The organism is Tropicimonas omnivorans, assembly GCF_031846565.1.
Lineage (GTDB): Bacteria > Pseudomonadota > Alphaproteobacteria > Rhodobacterales > Rhodobacteraceae > Tropicimonas_B > Tropicimonas_B omnivorans.
The window spans coordinates 1,061,610-1,074,666 of sequence record NZ_JAVRHL010000001.1 but is presented as its reverse complement, the minus strand read 5'-3'; the positions used below and the strand labels follow the sequence as shown (position 1 = coordinate 1,074,666).

Below are 13,057 nucleotides of genomic sequence, written 5' to 3'. Positions count from 1 at the left end.
TCGCGCGCACCGTATCTGCATCGCATGGCGCAGAGAAGACGACGTACTACCTCGGGATCAACGCCAAGACGGGCGACATTGCCACATCGGGAGTACATCATGGGTTATCTGCAGAACGGCGAATGGAATACCGGCTGGTACGACACGTCCGACGGGTCCTTCGACCGGCCGGAAACCGCCTTCCGGAACTGGGTCACCGTCGATGGCAGCCCCGGCCCGAGCGGAGAGGGCGGCTTCCCCGCCGAGAGCGGGCGCTACCATCTCTACGTCTCGCTGGCCTGCCCCTGGGCGCACCGGGCACTCATCGTCAGGGCCCTGAAGGGGCTGGCGGGGGATATCGGTGTCTCCGTGGTGCATCCACACATGCTCGACGAGGGCTGGACCTTCGACGACAGCCGCGACGGCGCGACGGGAGACAAACTCTATGGCCTGCCGTTCCTGCGGGACATCTATACCAAGGCCAAGTCGGACATCACCGGCCGCGTGACCGTGCCCGTCCTCTGGGACAAGAAGCGGGAGACCATCGTCTCGAACGAATCCGCCGAGATCATCGTGATGCTCAATTCCGGCTTCGATGGCATCGCCTCCGGTCCCGAGCTGAACCCCGAGGACCTGTCCTCCGAGATCGAGAGGGTGAACGACCGCGTCTATCCGGGGATCAACAACGGCGTCTACAAGGCCGGCTTCGCGACGAAGCAGGAGCCGTACGAGAAGGCCGCCAAAGAGGTCTTCGCCACGCTCGACTGGATGGAGGAGCTTCTGGCGGAGCGCCGCTACCTCGCCGGTGACAGGCCGACCCTTGCGGATATCCGCGCCTTCACGACGCTCGTCCGCTTCGACGCCGTCTATCACGGTCACTTCAAGTGCAACCGCCGCAAGCTGATCGAGTACCCGAACCTGTGGGCCTACGCGCGGGAGATCTACCAGTGGCCGGGTGTTGGCGAGACGGTGAATTTCGATCACATCGTGCAGCATTACCACTACAGCCACGACATGATCAACCCGAACCGCATCGTTCCCATCGGCCCCGCCGACGACTGGTCAGCGGACCACGGACGGGGCGCCGCGCCGTTCTGAGGCACCCCCCCGCGCTGACAACTCCGTCAGCGCGGATTGCCATGGGCGGGGGCGGCTCTAGGGTGCGGGCGACATCTGACCCACCCGCCGGAGACCTCCCCCATGCGCTACCTCGCCCTCGCCGCCCTGCTCGCGGCGCCGCTTCCCGCCCTGGCGCAGCAGAACTGCGGCGGCGGTTTCCCGGCCTTCGTCGAGGGATTGAAGGCCGAGGCGGTGGAGCGCGGCACGTCGCCGGACACCGTGGAGTCGTTCTTCAACGGCACCCGGCACGATCCGGCCGTGATCGCGGCGGACAACAAGCAAGGGGTCTTCGCCGTCCCCTTCGTGGAGTTCGCCCGCCGCCTGATCTCCGAGAACCGCATGAGCCGCGGCATGGCCAACCGTTCCGACTATGCCGCCACGCTGTCCGAGGCGGAAGCGCGCTTCGGCGTGCCGCCGGGGATCCTCCTCGCCTTCTGGGGCTTCGAGACCGACTTCGGCGCGGTGCAGGGGGACTTCAACACCCGCAACGCCCTCGTCACGCTGGCGCATGATTGCCGCCGCCCCGAACTCTTCAGGCCGCAGGTCTTCGCCGCACTGGAGCTCTATGCCCAGGGCGATTTCGACACCGCGACCACCGGCGCGTGGGCCGGCGAGATCGGACAGGTGCAAATGCTGCCGGGCGACATCCTTCGCAACGGCGTGGATGGCGACGGCGACGGGCACGTGGATCTGAAGGGCTCCGCCGCGGATGCCCTGATGAGCGGCGCAAAGGCGCTTGCCGATCGCGGCTGGCGCGCTGGAGAGCCGTGGCTGCAGGAGGTTCAGGTGCCGGAGGGGATCGACTGGTCGAAGACGGGACTCGACCATCCGCTGCCCGAGCAGGAGTGGCAGGCGATGGGGATCAGCGCCCGCGGCGGCGCCCTGTCGCACCCGGACCTCTCCGCGCACCTCATCGCGCCGCAGGGACGAGGCGGACCGACCTTCCTCGCCTACCCCAACTTCAGCGTGCTCTTCGAGTGGAACGAGAGCTTCGTCTATGTCGCGACGGCGGCCTATTTCGCGACCCGCCTGTCCGGCGCGCCCATCTTCGATGCCGGCTCTCCCGCGCCGGGGCTGAACCAGACCCAGATGACCCAGCTTCAGCAGAAGCTGCAGGCGAAGGGCTACGATGTGGGAGGCGTGGACGGGATCCTGGGCGAGATGACCCGCCGCGCGGTGCGCGCCGAGCAGGTGCGGCTCGGAAAGCCCGCCGATGCCTGGCCGACCCCGGATCTTCTCTCCGCGATGTAAACCTCGCGCCGCTCCGGCGATGGCACGCCCATCGTCCGGAGCCGCCGGAACCTCGGTCGCGGATCGGGAGTTTGGCGGCATACCCGCTTCAGGATGCGGGGCGTGTTTTCATGGAGGACACCACGATGAGGAAGTTACTCGCTTCCACCGCGCTTCTGGCAATCGGCGCGACGCCGCTTTTCGCCCAGACAGATACCACCACAATCCAGACCGCCGGAGAGGACAGCGTGTTCCTCGCCGATGCGACGCCGGGCCAGATGCTCGCGTCCCGACTGATGGGAATGCGCGTCTATTCCAGCGAAGCGGATCTCGGCGATGCGACCTTTGCCGATGCGGACCAGGACTGGGACGACATCGGCGAGGTCGGAGACGTCATCCTGTCCCAAGACGGGAGCACCGAAGCGATCATTCTCGATATCGGCGGCTTCCTCGGCATCGGCGAGCGCAACGTCGCCGTGTCTCTCGACCAGATCCAGTTCGTCGCCGACGACAACGACCCGGGCGATTACTTCCTCGTGGTGAACGCCACGCAGGACCAGCTCGAGAACGCGCCGCAATTCGACCTCGCCCAGATGAACGGTGCCGCGGCGATGACGGCCGGTGAGGACGCCGAGCTTGCTGCGACCGACGCGCCGGAAGCGGGTGCCGAGATGGACGCCGCTGAGATGGAGGCCGAGCCCCTGCCGAGCGACGGCGAGGTCGCCGAGGGTGGTGAACTCGTGACCGAGCCCGATGCCGAGGCGACGGATCAGGCCGGCATGGCGACGGGTACCGACACCGAGACGCTGGCCAACGGCGGGATGGCCCCCACCGCCACCGCGCCCGGCATGGTCGGAGACGGCCTCGCGACCGGCGAAGGCTTCAGCCGTGAAGGCTACCAGATGGTCGACGCGACCGCGATGACAGCCGAGGAGCTCGACGGCGTCCGCGTCTACGGCACCGATGACAGCTGGATCGGCGAGGTGTCCGACATCCTCCTCAGCCAGGAAGGCTCCATCGAGTCCGTGATCGTCGACGTGGGCGGCTTCCTCGGCATTGGCGAGAAACCCGTTCAGCTGTCCTTCGAGGATCTGAACCTGCAGCGCCAGGAGAACGGCAACCAGCTCCGCGCCTATGTCGGCGCCACCGAGGAAGAGCTGGAAGCGCTCCCCCGCTTCGAGCAGTAATCTCCGTCCCGCACGGACGTCGAAGGCCCCGGACCGCTCGGTTCGGGGCCTTCTTTCATGCCTCGTCCCGCCCGGTCCCGCGCCGGTCAGCTTCCCCGGTACGTGCTGTAGCCGTAGGGGGAGAGGAGGAGCGGGACGTGATAATGGCTCTCTTCGGCCATCCCGAAGCGGATGGGAACGAGATCGAGGAAGAGCGGCTCCTCCCCGGCAAGACCCGCCCCGCGCAGGTAGTCGCCGGCATGGAAAAGAAGTTCGAAGCGCCCGGTGTGGAAGCTCTCCTCCGGCAGGATGGGAGCGTCCGTCCGGCCATCCTCGTTCGTCACCTTGGTGGCAAGGAGAAGCCGCTCGCTCTCCCCCACGCGAAAGAGCTGGATCGTCAGCCCCTCGGCGGGAATGCCGCGGCCCGTGTCCAGAACGTGGGTTGTCAGGAATCCCGGCATCTCGCCTCCGCTGTCTTGCACCTGCCTCATAAGGGCGGAAAACTGAAGCCGGACGCAAGGGGACCGGACATGGACAGATATGAACGCGACATGCTCGGCTACGGGCAGAGACCGCCGAACGCGAACTGGCCGGGCGGCGCGAAGATCGCGGTGCAGGTGGTGGTCAATTACGAGGAGGGCGGTGAGAACTCCATCCTCCACGGCGACAAGGCCTCGGAGGCGTTCCTGTCGGACGTGATCGGCGCCCAGCCCTGGCCGAACCAGCGCCACTGGAACATGGAATCGATGTACGAATACGGCGCCCGCGCCGGCTTCTGGCGACTGTACCGGATGCTGACGGAGGCGCGCATCGGCGTCACGGTGTTCGGCGTCGCCAGCGCCCTGGCCCGCTCGCCGACGCAGGTCCGCGCCATGCAGACGGCCGGCTGGGAGATCGCTTCCCACGGGCTGAAATGGATCGAATACAAGGACTTCTACCGCAAGGACGAGCGCGAACACATGCTGGAGGCGATCCGCATGCACCGCGCCGTCACCGGCCAGCGCCCCGTCGGCTGGTATACCGGGCGCTGCTCGGAGAACACGGTGGAGCTTGCCGCCGAAGAAGGCGGATTTGCCTACGTCTCCGACGTCTACGACGATGACCTCCCGCACTGGATGGAGTTCGAGGGGCGCCGTCAGCTCGTCATTCCCTACTCGCTCGAAACCAATGACATGCGCTTCTCCGTCGCGGCGGGCTTCGGCTCGGGGACGGAGTTCTACGATTACCTCAAGGACAGCTTCGACTGCCTCTACGCCGAGGGTGAAGCGGGCAGTCCCAAGATGATGTCCGTCGGCCTGCATTGCCGCCTTGCCGGCCGGCCGGGGCGGGCCGCGGCGCTGAAGCGGTTCCTCGAGTATGCACGTGGGCACGAGGGCGTCTGGTTTCCGCGGCGGGTCGACATCGCGCGGCACTGGGCCAGGGAGCATCCCGCGGCCGAGCGCGTGCGTCCCAGCCGGATGGACAAGGCCCTCTTCATCGAGCGGTTCGGCGGCGTCTTCGAGCACTCCCCCTGGATCGCGGAGCGCGCCCATGCCCTGGAGCTTGGCCCCGCCCACGACTGCCCGGCCGGCGTCCACTCGGCCCTGGCGCGGATCTTCCGCCGGGCCAGCGAGGAGGAGCGGTTGGGGGTGCTCGCGGCGCATCCGGACCTTGCCGGGAAGCTCGCATCGGCGAAACGGCTGACCCCGGACAGCACGGAGGAGCAACGAAGCGCCGGCCTCGACGCCCTCACCGACGAGGAGCGCGCCACGTTCGACGCCCTGAACGCACGGTACACGGCGAAGTTCGGCTTCCCGTTCATCATTGCCGTGCGGGATTACGACAAGGCCGGCATCCTTGCGGCGTTCCAGCGGCGCGTCGAGCATGACCGCGCCGAGGAGATCGAGGAGGCGGCCCGGCAGGTGGAGCGAATCGCCGAGCTCCGCCTCTACGCGATGGACTTCTCATGAGCGCGCCGCGGGCGGGCGCGGGCGGCTCCGCGTCTGACAGGGACGGGCCGGAGGTGATCGCGGCGCCCCTGACGCAAGAGGCGTTCGCGCCGTTCGGTGAGGTTCTTGAGGCCGCGGGAGATCCGGACAGGATCATCAATGACGGGGCCTGCGGGCGGTGGCACGATCTGGCGGGGCTCGACATGGGCGGCGGCCGCGCCGGGATCAGCCTGTTCCGAGCCGAGCCGCGCTCTCTGCCCTACGCCTGTGCCCTGCTGGAACGCCATCCCCTAGGCAGCCAGGCTTTCCTGCCGATGTCGATGGATCCGTTCCTCGTCATCGTGGCCCCGGACGAGGCGGGCCGGCCCGGCGAGCCGCTGGCCTTCGTGACGGCGCCGGGCCAGGGGGTGAACATCGCGCGCAACACATGGCACGGTGTACTGACGCCGCTTCATGCCCCCGGCCTCTTTTCCGTGGTGGACCGGATCGGCGAGGACGGGAACCTCGAGGAGGTGCGGCTGGAGACGCCGTTTACCGTCCGCCTTGCGCAGGAGACACCATGAGCGAAACATCCGTCCTCTTCGTCTGCCTCGGCAACATCTGCCGCTCGCCCCTGGCCGAAGGCGCGTTCCGCGCTGCCGCGGAGGAGGCGGGGGCGGACATCCACGCCTCCTCCGCCGGGACGGGAAGCTGGCATGTGGGCGAGCCCCCCGATCCCCGCGCCATCGCCGTGGCGAAAGCGAGCGGTGTCGACATCTCTACCCTGCGGGGGCGGCAGGTGACGGCGGACGACTTCCTGCGGTTCAGCCACGTCGTCGCCCTCGACCGCGAGAACCTCAGCCATCTCGAAGGGCTGCGGCCAGAGGGCGATGCGGCGGCGGAGCTGTCCCTCCTTCTCGACCACGTTCCCGGCCGGGAGGGAGAGCCGGTCGCCGATCCCTATTTCGGCGAGGAGGACGGGTTCGCCGAAACCTGGGACGACGTGGTGGCCGGAACGCGCGCGCTTCTGGCCGAGCTCGCCCCGTGAGGCGAACGGCGGAACGGGCCGCGGAGCTTCTCGGCGGCACCCTTGCCATGTCGGAGCGGCTGCAGGGCGGCGACGTGGCCGAGGTGTTGCGCATCGAGCTTGCGGACGGGCGTACGGCAGTGGTGAAGGCAGATCGCCGCGCGGAAGCGGAAGCCCGCATGCTCGAGGCGATCCGGCGCGCGGGAGCGCCGGCGCCCGACATCCTGGCGCGTGCCGAGGGACTTCTGGTCATGTCGGATCTCGGCGGGTCGGAGGGACTTGCAGCGGCCTCCGCCGATCTCGGCGGTGCGATCCTGCGCCTGCACGCAGCGACGGGCGAGGCCTATGGCTGGGAGACGGATCACGGCTTCGGACCGGTCGCTATACCGAACGGAGAAACGGAGGACTGGCCCACCTTCTGGGCCGAGCGGCGTCTCCTGCCCTTCTGCCCCACCCTGCCGGACGATCTTGCGCATGCCGTGGAGGCGGCGGGCTTGCGGCTGGGGGAGATCCTGCCGAAGCGTCCGCGCCCTGCCCTACTGCATGGCGACCTGTGGTCCGGGAACGTGATGACACGGGCGGGACGCGTGACAGGACTGATCGATCCGGCCTGCTACCACGGCCATGCCGAGGTCGATCTGGCGATGCTCTGCCTGTTCGGCAATCCGGGAGATGCGTTCTGGGAGGCCTACGGGCCGGATGCCGGGCACGAGACACGGCGCCCCGCCTACCAGCTCTGGCCGGCGCTCGTGCACCTGACCCTCTTCGGCAGCGGCTATCGCGAGCTCGTGGAGCGATGCCTGTCGGCCCTGCCCCGCTGACGAAATCCGCCCGGCCCGAGAGAGGGGCCGGGCGGCGCTGCAGCATCGTGCCGGGAGATTTCAGCGGCGATAGAGCGCCGAGGACACGTTGATCTGCAGGCCCTCGCGCGTCAGCATGGGCCGGGTGGCCAGGTCGACGCAGATCGGCGCGCCCGAGCGATGCGCCGGATCGGAGCAGAGCAGGCCGTCCTGCACGCCCGTCACGACGCCGAGCATCTGGCCGTCAGAGGAGATGAGCGGCTGCCCGACGACGGACACGCCGCCACCGCCCGACGACGATCCGCTTGCACCGCCGACCGTCGCACCGAGCCCGACCGTTGTCGATCTGCCGACGGTGGCGCCGACGTTCACATCTGCGACGCTACCGCCGCCGACTGTAGCCCGTACGTTCGCATCCGCGACATTGCCGCCACCGACCGTGGCATCGACATTCGCATCCGCGACACGGCCACCGCCGACTGTCGCATCCACGTCCGCGTCGGCCACCGAGCCGCCGCCGACCGTCGCACCGACATCGGCATCAGCGACCGAGCCGCCACCACCGACACTGGCGCCGACATCGACGTCGGCCACCGAACCGCCGCCGACGCTGGCGCCGACATCGACATCGGCCACCGAGCCGCCGCCGATGGATACGCCGGCCCCGAGGCTGAGATCAGCCTGCGCGGGCATGGCGGCGAAAGCGGCGATGGACGCCGCGCTGAGGAAGGCAAAACTTCTGGTCATCGCAGTATATCCCTTCAATCGTAAATGAACCAATTGGCTCGGATCGTTTCTCGATCTGTCTCCGGGTTCGCCTCTTGCCGAGGCGGCTCCCGGACGGTCCTTCGGTCACTGATTATCGTTGCGCACCTCCCCGTTCGTCCGTGGAGCGGGCGTCGACGCGCGGCCGGGGCAGAGCACCGGCGTTCCGTTGGCCCAAAGGATGGCGGGCGCACCGCACCGTATGCCGATCATGTCGAGACGGTGCGGCGCGGCGACGGGGTCGGCGCCGCAACCGAGGAGGTCTCGCGCAAGGGCGAGCCCGGCGGCGCGGCCGAACATGAGCTGCATCTGCGGGCAGGTGATGGAAATACGCTGCGCCGGACCCACAAGCAGATCCGACGTCGGCATCGAGCTTGCAAGCGCGCCGGCATGGATGCGGACGAGGGGGCCGTTGCAAGACAGCCGCCGGACGCCCCGAACGACATGCGTCACACCGTTTGCATCGATGACGCGGTCACCGGCGCGAAGTGCCTCCGCGGGCAGTTTGCCGAGCGTGGTCAGGATCAGCGTGCCGGCCGCGACCCCGGAGGGCGTCTCGCGCGGCGTGACCCGGGACCGGTGAGGTTCGGACGTGGCCTCGAATTCGGACATCGAAGAGACCGCGGAAGGCTTCGAAGCGACTGGACTTGCGATATGCGAAGCCTGCGCGGTCTTCTCATCTCGCGCACGCGTCCATGCGTCATCATCGAATTTATCTATGCGCCACGCGATGTCGCTGCCCATCAACATGGTTGAAATCAGACGGCTACCCTGACCCCTTGAACTGGCCCCGCTCATCCCGCAACCCCTGCATACAAGGCTCCTCTGCCTTACCAAGAATGATAGCAGTGACGGTTAAGGTGAAAAGTAAGACGTACCGCACACGCTTTGCGTGAAACGTTTAACCAATTTAACCAAGGTTGAAATTTTCGGTCAGAACAATCGTTTATCAAATCGTGAATTTTTCGTGTTCTTTTCATGTTGCGAATGCAGCCATCCGCATTTCGCTACCAATCGGTAGGTATGGCCTGCGATTGTTCAGCCGTTGCGCCCGGTGCGTTGCGTCCGACTCGGATCCCGGCGCACGAAAAAGGGCCCCGGAAAGGGGCCCTTCGATCGTCCTGCGGTGGCGGATCTGCGCCTCAGCTGAGCCCGGCCATGATCTTGTCCAGCGTGGCCGGGAAGTCCCTCACGCGAACGCCGGATGCATTGTAGATCGCGTTGGCGACAGCGGCCCCTGCGCCGCAGATACCGAGCTCGCCGATCCCCTTGACCTGCATCGGGTTCGCCCAGGCGTCCCGTTCATGCAGGAGGTCCACCTCGATCTGCGGCACATCCGCATTCACCGGGATGTGGTACTCGGCGAAGTCGCGGTTGGCGAGGTGACCGTCCCTCATGTCGAAGAGCAGTTCCTCGGTCAACGCCATGCCAATGCCCCACGTCATGCCGCCGAGGCACTGGGACCGGGCGGTCTTCTCGTTGAGGATGCGGCCCGCGGAGAAGACGCCGTGCATCCGGCGCACCCGCGGCTCGCCTGTGACGGCGTTGACTGCGACCTCGGCGAAATGGGCGCCCCACGTCGCCTGGCGCACCTCCTTGGAGGTCTTGCCCGGCTCCACATGGCCTTCCGCCGTCAGCGCCTCGGAGTTCAGGATTTCCGACAGGCGCATCCGCTTGTTGCCGGCGATCGCCTCGCCGTCCTTCAGCGTCAGGTCATCCGACTCGACGCCGAGCTTGCCGGCCAGGGTCTTGCGGATGTTGTCGCAGGCGAGCCAGATCGCCGTTCCGGTGGACGCCGCCCCGAACGAGCCGCCGGAGCCCGAGCCCGGTGGCAGGTCCGTATCGCCCAGGACCACGCGGACCTGCGACGGCGGCAAGCCCAGCATCTCGGCGGCGATCTGGGTGAAGATCGCATAGGAGCCGGTGCCGATATCCGTCATGTCCGTCTCCACGACGGCGGTGCCTTCGGGATCGAGCCGGACGCGCGCCTTGGCCTCGATGACGAAGTTGACCCGCACGGCGGAGGAAACGCCCATACCGACGAGCCACTCCCCCTCGCGGCGCATCCCGGCCTTCTGGCGCTTGTCCCAGCCGAAGGACTTCGCCCCCGATCTGAGGCATTCGCCCAGCATGTGGGAGCTGAACGGGATCTCCTTCGTCGGGTCCTTATCGGGGATGTTGCGCAGTCGCAGGTCTACCGGGTCGATCCCGAGCTTCTCGGCCAGCTCGTCCATCGCGACCTCGACCGCGAGGATGCCGACCGCCTCGCCCGGCGCCCGGACGGAGCCCGCGCACATCCGGTCGGTTTCGGCGACCTGCTGCACGATCTCCCGGTTCTCGCCCTTGTAGAGGAACGGCGTCGCCTGCGTGACAGGCTCCGCGAAGGACTGGCTGCCGAGGTTCGACACGAGGCTGTGGTGCCCCATGCCGGACATGTTGCCCTCGGCATCCGCGGCGAGCCGCACGCGCTGGCGCGTCTCTGACCGGCGCATGGTCGCCTCGAGAACCTGCTGGCGCGAGAGGGCCACGGAGACCGGCCGCCCGATCTCCCTCGACGCGAGCGCCGCGGCGACCGCCTCGTGGCAGATGCCGAGCTTGGAGCCGAAGCCGCCGCCAACATAGGGCGACAGGATGCGGACGTTATCGGGCTTGATGCCGAGACTGTCCGCAAGCTCGTTCTTGTTGAACTTCAGCATCTGGTAGGAGCCGTGGAGCGTCAGCCTGTCGCCGTCCCACTGGGCGACGGAAGTATGCGGCTCCATGGCCCCGCTGTTGTGGCCGGCGGTGGTATAGGTCTCGTCGACGGTGACGGCGGCGTCCGTCATCGCCTTGTCCAGATCCCCCTGGCTCGACTGCTTGGCCTTCGGGGTCTCGACCTTGGTGTCCGCCGCCCAGGGGTCGTAATGGGCGCCCTCGTCCGGCTCGACCACGACCTCCATGCTCTGCGCGGCAAACCGCGCCTGTTCGAAGCTCTCGGCGACGACGAGCGCCACCGGCTGACCGTCATAGGCGATGCGGTCATGCCCCTGCTCGGGCGCGGCATTGGCCATGCCCTGTGCGGGAACGGAGAGAAGACGCTGATCGGTGACGACGTCGATCACACCCGGCATCGTGCGCACCTCGTCCGTGCCCAGATGCGTCAGGTTCCCCGGCCCCTTCCCGGCGCGAACGAGAACGCCGTGACAGAGCCCCTCGGGGTGCCACTCATGGGCATACATCGCCGTGCCGGTGACCTTGAGCGGTCCGTCGGGACGGTTCATCGGCGTGCCGAGAACACCCTGCGCGGTGTCATCGAGCATGTTGCGCTCGTCCGGCTTGTCGATCTTGAAATGCTCGGTCATTGACGGACCTCCCCGGTCGCTTCGGCCAGCACCGCCTTCAGCGTGCGCCGCGCCAGCGGTATCTTGAAATCATTGCCGCCCTGCCCCTTGGCATCGGCCAGAAGGACGTCCGCGGCCGTGTCGAAGACCGCCTCGGACGGCTCGCGTCCGATCAGGGCCTGCTCCACCTCGTCCGTGCGCCACGGCATGTGCGCGACGCCGCCGAGCGCGATGCGGACCTCGGCAATCTTTCCGGCGTCTACACGCATGACGGCCGCGACCGAGACGAGCGCGAACGCGTAGGACGCGCGATCGCGAACCTTGCGGTAGACCTGCGTCGTGCCCTCGGGCGCCGGCGGCAATATGACGGCCGTGATCACCTCGCCGTCCTTGAGGTTCGTTTCGATCTCGGGCGTGTCGCCGGGCAGACGGTAGAACTCGCCGAGCGCGAGACGGCGCGTGCCGCCCTCCCCTTCGATCTCCACTTCCGCGTCCAGCGCCCTGAGGGCGACCGCCATGTCCGACGGGTGGGTCGCGATGCACTGCTCCGAGGCGCCGAGGATGGCGTGAAGCCGCGTCTGGCCACCGATGGCGCTGCATCCGGACCCCGGCTCGCGTTTGTTGCAGGGCGTGGCGGTGTTGTAGAAATAGTAGCACCGCGTCCGCTGGAGGAGATTGCCGCCCGTGGTCGCCTTGTTGCGCAGCTGCCCGGACGCCCCGGCCAGAAGCGCCCGCGACAGGACCGGATAGGACGCGCGCACCTTCGGATGCGCGGCGAGGTCGCTGTTCGTCACCAGCGCGCCGATGCGCAGGCCGCCCTCAGCGGTCTCCTCCACGTCGTTCAGGGGCAGGCGCGTGATGTCCACCAGGCGCTCCGGGGTCATCACCTGAAGCTTCATCAGATCGAGCAGGTTGGTCCCACCCGCGATGATCTGCGCGCCCCTGGACTTGGCGGCTGCGTCCGCGACGTCCGTCGCCCGTGTGTAGTCGAACGGCTTCATTCCGCGGCCTCCTTCGTCTCGCTGGCGCCCACCTCGAGAATGGCGTCCACGATGTTGGGATAGGCGGCGCAGCGGCAGAGGTTGCCGCTCATGCGTTCGGAAATCTCATCGGCGGTCAGCTTGGGCGGGCCATCGAGCGTGCCGGAGACGTGGCTCGGCCAGCCCTCCTTCATCTCCTGCAGCATTCCTTCCGCGGAGCAGATCTGACCCGGGGTGCAATAGCCGCACTGGTACCCGTCGTGATCGACGAACGCCTTCTGCAGCGCGCTCATCTGCTCCGGCGTACCGAGGCCCTCGATGGTGGTGATCTCGTCACCGTCGTGCATGCAGGCGAGCGACAGGCACGAATTGATCCGCCGGCCGTTGACCAGAACCGTGCAGGCGCCGCACTGGCCATGATCGCAGCCCTTCTTGGACCCGGTCAGACCGAGGTGATTGCGCAGCGCATCGAGGAGAGTCGTGCGGGAATCTGCATCAAGCGACCGCAACTCCCCGTTGATTTTGAGATCGGTTTTCATGAGCCTCATTCCTGCTGGCTGGGATGCTTGCGGTGGCGGGACGCAAGGCGCCCCCGTTTCGAGTTCATCGCCAAACGTCGCCGGCCGCGGCCCTGTTCCTAGTCTTTGGGCCATGCGTGAAACCAGGTTGACCCGACCTCACGTCACGGGCGGGATGGTGTCAGCCGAAATACTCCCGAAAGGCGCGGGCCATCAGCAGATCTCAGAACACCGCAACGCAGTTCG

Annotated in this window: 13 protein-coding genes; 7 read left to right on the top strand and 6 right to left on the bottom strand. The window is 67.5% G+C overall.

The features are described 5' to 3' along the window. The first annotated feature begins 99 nt into the window (after window positions 1–99). From RM543_RS05135 to RM543_RS05125, 3 genes are all read left to right on the top strand, one after another. Window positions 100–1,077, top strand: a complete 978-nt coding sequence (locus tag RM543_RS05135; RefSeq protein ID WP_311689805.1) for a glutathione S-transferase family protein — start codon at window positions 100–102, stop codon at window positions 1,075–1,077. 102 nt (window positions 1,078–1,179) lie between these two features. Further along, the gene (locus RM543_RS05130; protein ID WP_311689804.1) at window positions 1,180–2,349 is read left to right on the top strand and encodes a lytic murein transglycosylase; all 1,170 of its coding nucleotides are present in this window, start codon (window positions 1,180–1,182) and stop codon (window positions 2,347–2,349) included. A gap of 125 nt (window positions 2,350–2,474) precedes the next feature. Beyond that, window positions 2,475–3,515, top strand: a complete 1,041-nt coding sequence (locus RM543_RS05125) for a PRC-barrel domain-containing protein (RefSeq protein WP_311689803.1) — start codon at window positions 2,475–2,477, stop codon at window positions 3,513–3,515. An 86-nt stretch (window positions 3,516–3,601) separates the two neighbouring features. Here the strand turns inward: RM543_RS05125 and uraH are convergent, their stop codons facing one another. Next, window positions 3,602–3,955, bottom strand: a complete 354-nt coding sequence (uraH, locus tag RM543_RS05120; protein ID WP_311689802.1) for a hydroxyisourate hydrolase — start codon at window positions 3,953–3,955, stop codon at window positions 3,602–3,604. A gap of 69 nt (window positions 3,956–4,024) precedes the next feature. Between uraH and puuE the strand changes: the two genes are divergently transcribed. From puuE to RM543_RS05100, 4 genes are read left to right on the top strand one after another with little or no spacing between them, the layout of a single operon-like run. Next, window positions 4,025–5,443 (top strand): allantoinase PuuE, encoded by a 1,419-nt coding sequence (gene puuE, locus RM543_RS05115; RefSeq protein ID WP_311689801.1) that lies wholly within the window; start codon window positions 4,025–4,027, stop codon window positions 5,441–5,443. Continuing rightward, window positions 5,440–5,985, top strand: coding sequence for an ureidoglycolate lyase (locus tag RM543_RS05110; protein WP_311689800.1), 546 nt, complete (start codon window positions 5,440–5,442; stop codon window positions 5,983–5,985). Before puuE ends, RM543_RS05110 begins: the two co-directional genes overlap by 4 nt. Continuing rightward, entirely contained in the window at window positions 5,982–6,449 is a 468-nt protein-coding gene (locus RM543_RS05105; RefSeq protein ID WP_311689799.1) for a low molecular weight protein-tyrosine-phosphatase, read from the top strand. Before RM543_RS05110 ends, RM543_RS05105 begins: the two co-directional genes overlap by 4 nt. Further along, a complete protein-coding gene (locus tag RM543_RS05100) occupies window positions 6,446–7,249 on the top strand; it encodes a fructosamine kinase family protein (RefSeq protein ID WP_311689798.1) in 804 nt (267 codons plus the stop codon). The genes RM543_RS05105 and RM543_RS05100 overlap by 4 nt, the downstream gene beginning before the upstream one ends. Before the next feature lie 60 nt (window positions 7,250–7,309). On the opposite strand, the gene RM543_RS05095 is transcribed toward RM543_RS05100, so the two are convergent. The 5 genes from RM543_RS05095 to RM543_RS05075 form a co-directional block, all read right to left on the bottom strand. Next, the gene (locus RM543_RS05095) at window positions 7,310–7,975 is read right to left on the bottom strand and encodes a hypothetical protein (protein WP_311689797.1); all 666 of its coding nucleotides are present in this window, start codon (window positions 7,973–7,975) and stop codon (window positions 7,310–7,312) included. A 105-nt stretch (window positions 7,976–8,080) separates the two neighbouring features. Beyond that, window positions 8,081–8,605 (bottom strand): Hint domain-containing protein, encoded by a 525-nt coding sequence (locus RM543_RS05090; protein WP_311689796.1) that lies wholly within the window; start codon window positions 8,603–8,605, stop codon window positions 8,081–8,083. A gap of 530 nt (window positions 8,606–9,135) precedes the next feature. Beyond that, the gene (locus RM543_RS05085; protein WP_311689795.1) at window positions 9,136–11,334 is read right to left on the bottom strand and encodes a xanthine dehydrogenase family protein molybdopterin-binding subunit; all 2,199 of its coding nucleotides are present in this window, start codon (window positions 11,332–11,334) and stop codon (window positions 9,136–9,138) included. Beyond that, window positions 11,331–12,314 (bottom strand): FAD binding domain-containing protein, encoded by a 984-nt coding sequence (locus RM543_RS05080; protein WP_311689794.1) that lies wholly within the window; start codon window positions 12,312–12,314, stop codon window positions 11,331–11,333. Before RM543_RS05080 ends, RM543_RS05085 begins: the two co-directional genes overlap by 4 nt. Then, window positions 12,311–12,832, bottom strand: coding sequence for a 2Fe-2S iron-sulfur cluster-binding protein (locus RM543_RS05075; RefSeq protein WP_311689793.1), 522 nt, complete (start codon window positions 12,830–12,832; stop codon window positions 12,311–12,313). Before RM543_RS05075 ends, RM543_RS05080 begins: the two co-directional genes overlap by 4 nt. Window positions 12,833–13,057: the final 225 nt, after the last annotated feature.

What these genes read in the sequence shown, in the direction of transcription:
- uraH (WP_311689802.1), bottom strand. Translation starts at nt 3,955, where the DNA reads ATGCCGGGATTCCTGACAACCCACGTTCTGGACACGGGCCGCGGCATT.
- RM543_RS05135 (WP_311689805.1), top strand. Translation starts at nt 100, where the DNA reads ATGGGTTATCTGCAGAACGGCGAATGGAATACCGGCTGGTACGACACG.
- RM543_RS05075 (WP_311689793.1), bottom strand. Translation starts at nt 12,832, where the DNA reads ATGAAAACCGATCTCAAAATCAACGGGGAGTTGCGGTCGCTTGATGCA.
- RM543_RS05105 (WP_311689799.1), top strand. Translation starts at nt 5,982, where the DNA reads ATGAGCGAAACATCCGTCCTCTTCGTCTGCCTCGGCAACATCTGCCGC.
- RM543_RS05125 (WP_311689803.1), top strand. Translation starts at nt 2,475, where the DNA reads ATGAGGAAGTTACTCGCTTCCACCGCGCTTCTGGCAATCGGCGCGACG.
- RM543_RS05090 (WP_311689796.1), bottom strand. Translation starts at nt 8,605, where the DNA reads ATGTCCGAATTCGAGGCCACGTCCGAACCTCACCGGTCCCGGGTCACG.
- RM543_RS05080 (WP_311689794.1), bottom strand. Translation starts at nt 12,314, where the DNA reads ATGAAGCCGTTCGACTACACACGGGCGACGGACGTCGCGGACGCAGCC.
- puuE (WP_311689801.1), top strand. Translation starts at nt 4,025, where the DNA reads ATGGACAGATATGAACGCGACATGCTCGGCTACGGGCAGAGACCGCCG.
- RM543_RS05095 (WP_311689797.1), bottom strand. Translation starts at nt 7,975, where the DNA reads ATGACCAGAAGTTTTGCCTTCCTCAGCGCGGCGTCCATCGCCGCTTTC.
- RM543_RS05110 (WP_311689800.1), top strand. Translation starts at nt 5,440, where the DNA reads ATGAGCGCGCCGCGGGCGGGCGCGGGCGGCTCCGCGTCTGACAGGGAC.
- RM543_RS05085 (WP_311689795.1), bottom strand. Translation starts at nt 11,334, where the DNA reads ATGACCGAGCATTTCAAGATCGACAAGCCGGACGAGCGCAACATGCTC.
- RM543_RS05130 (WP_311689804.1), top strand. Translation starts at nt 1,180, where the DNA reads ATGCGCTACCTCGCCCTCGCCGCCCTGCTCGCGGCGCCGCTTCCCGCC.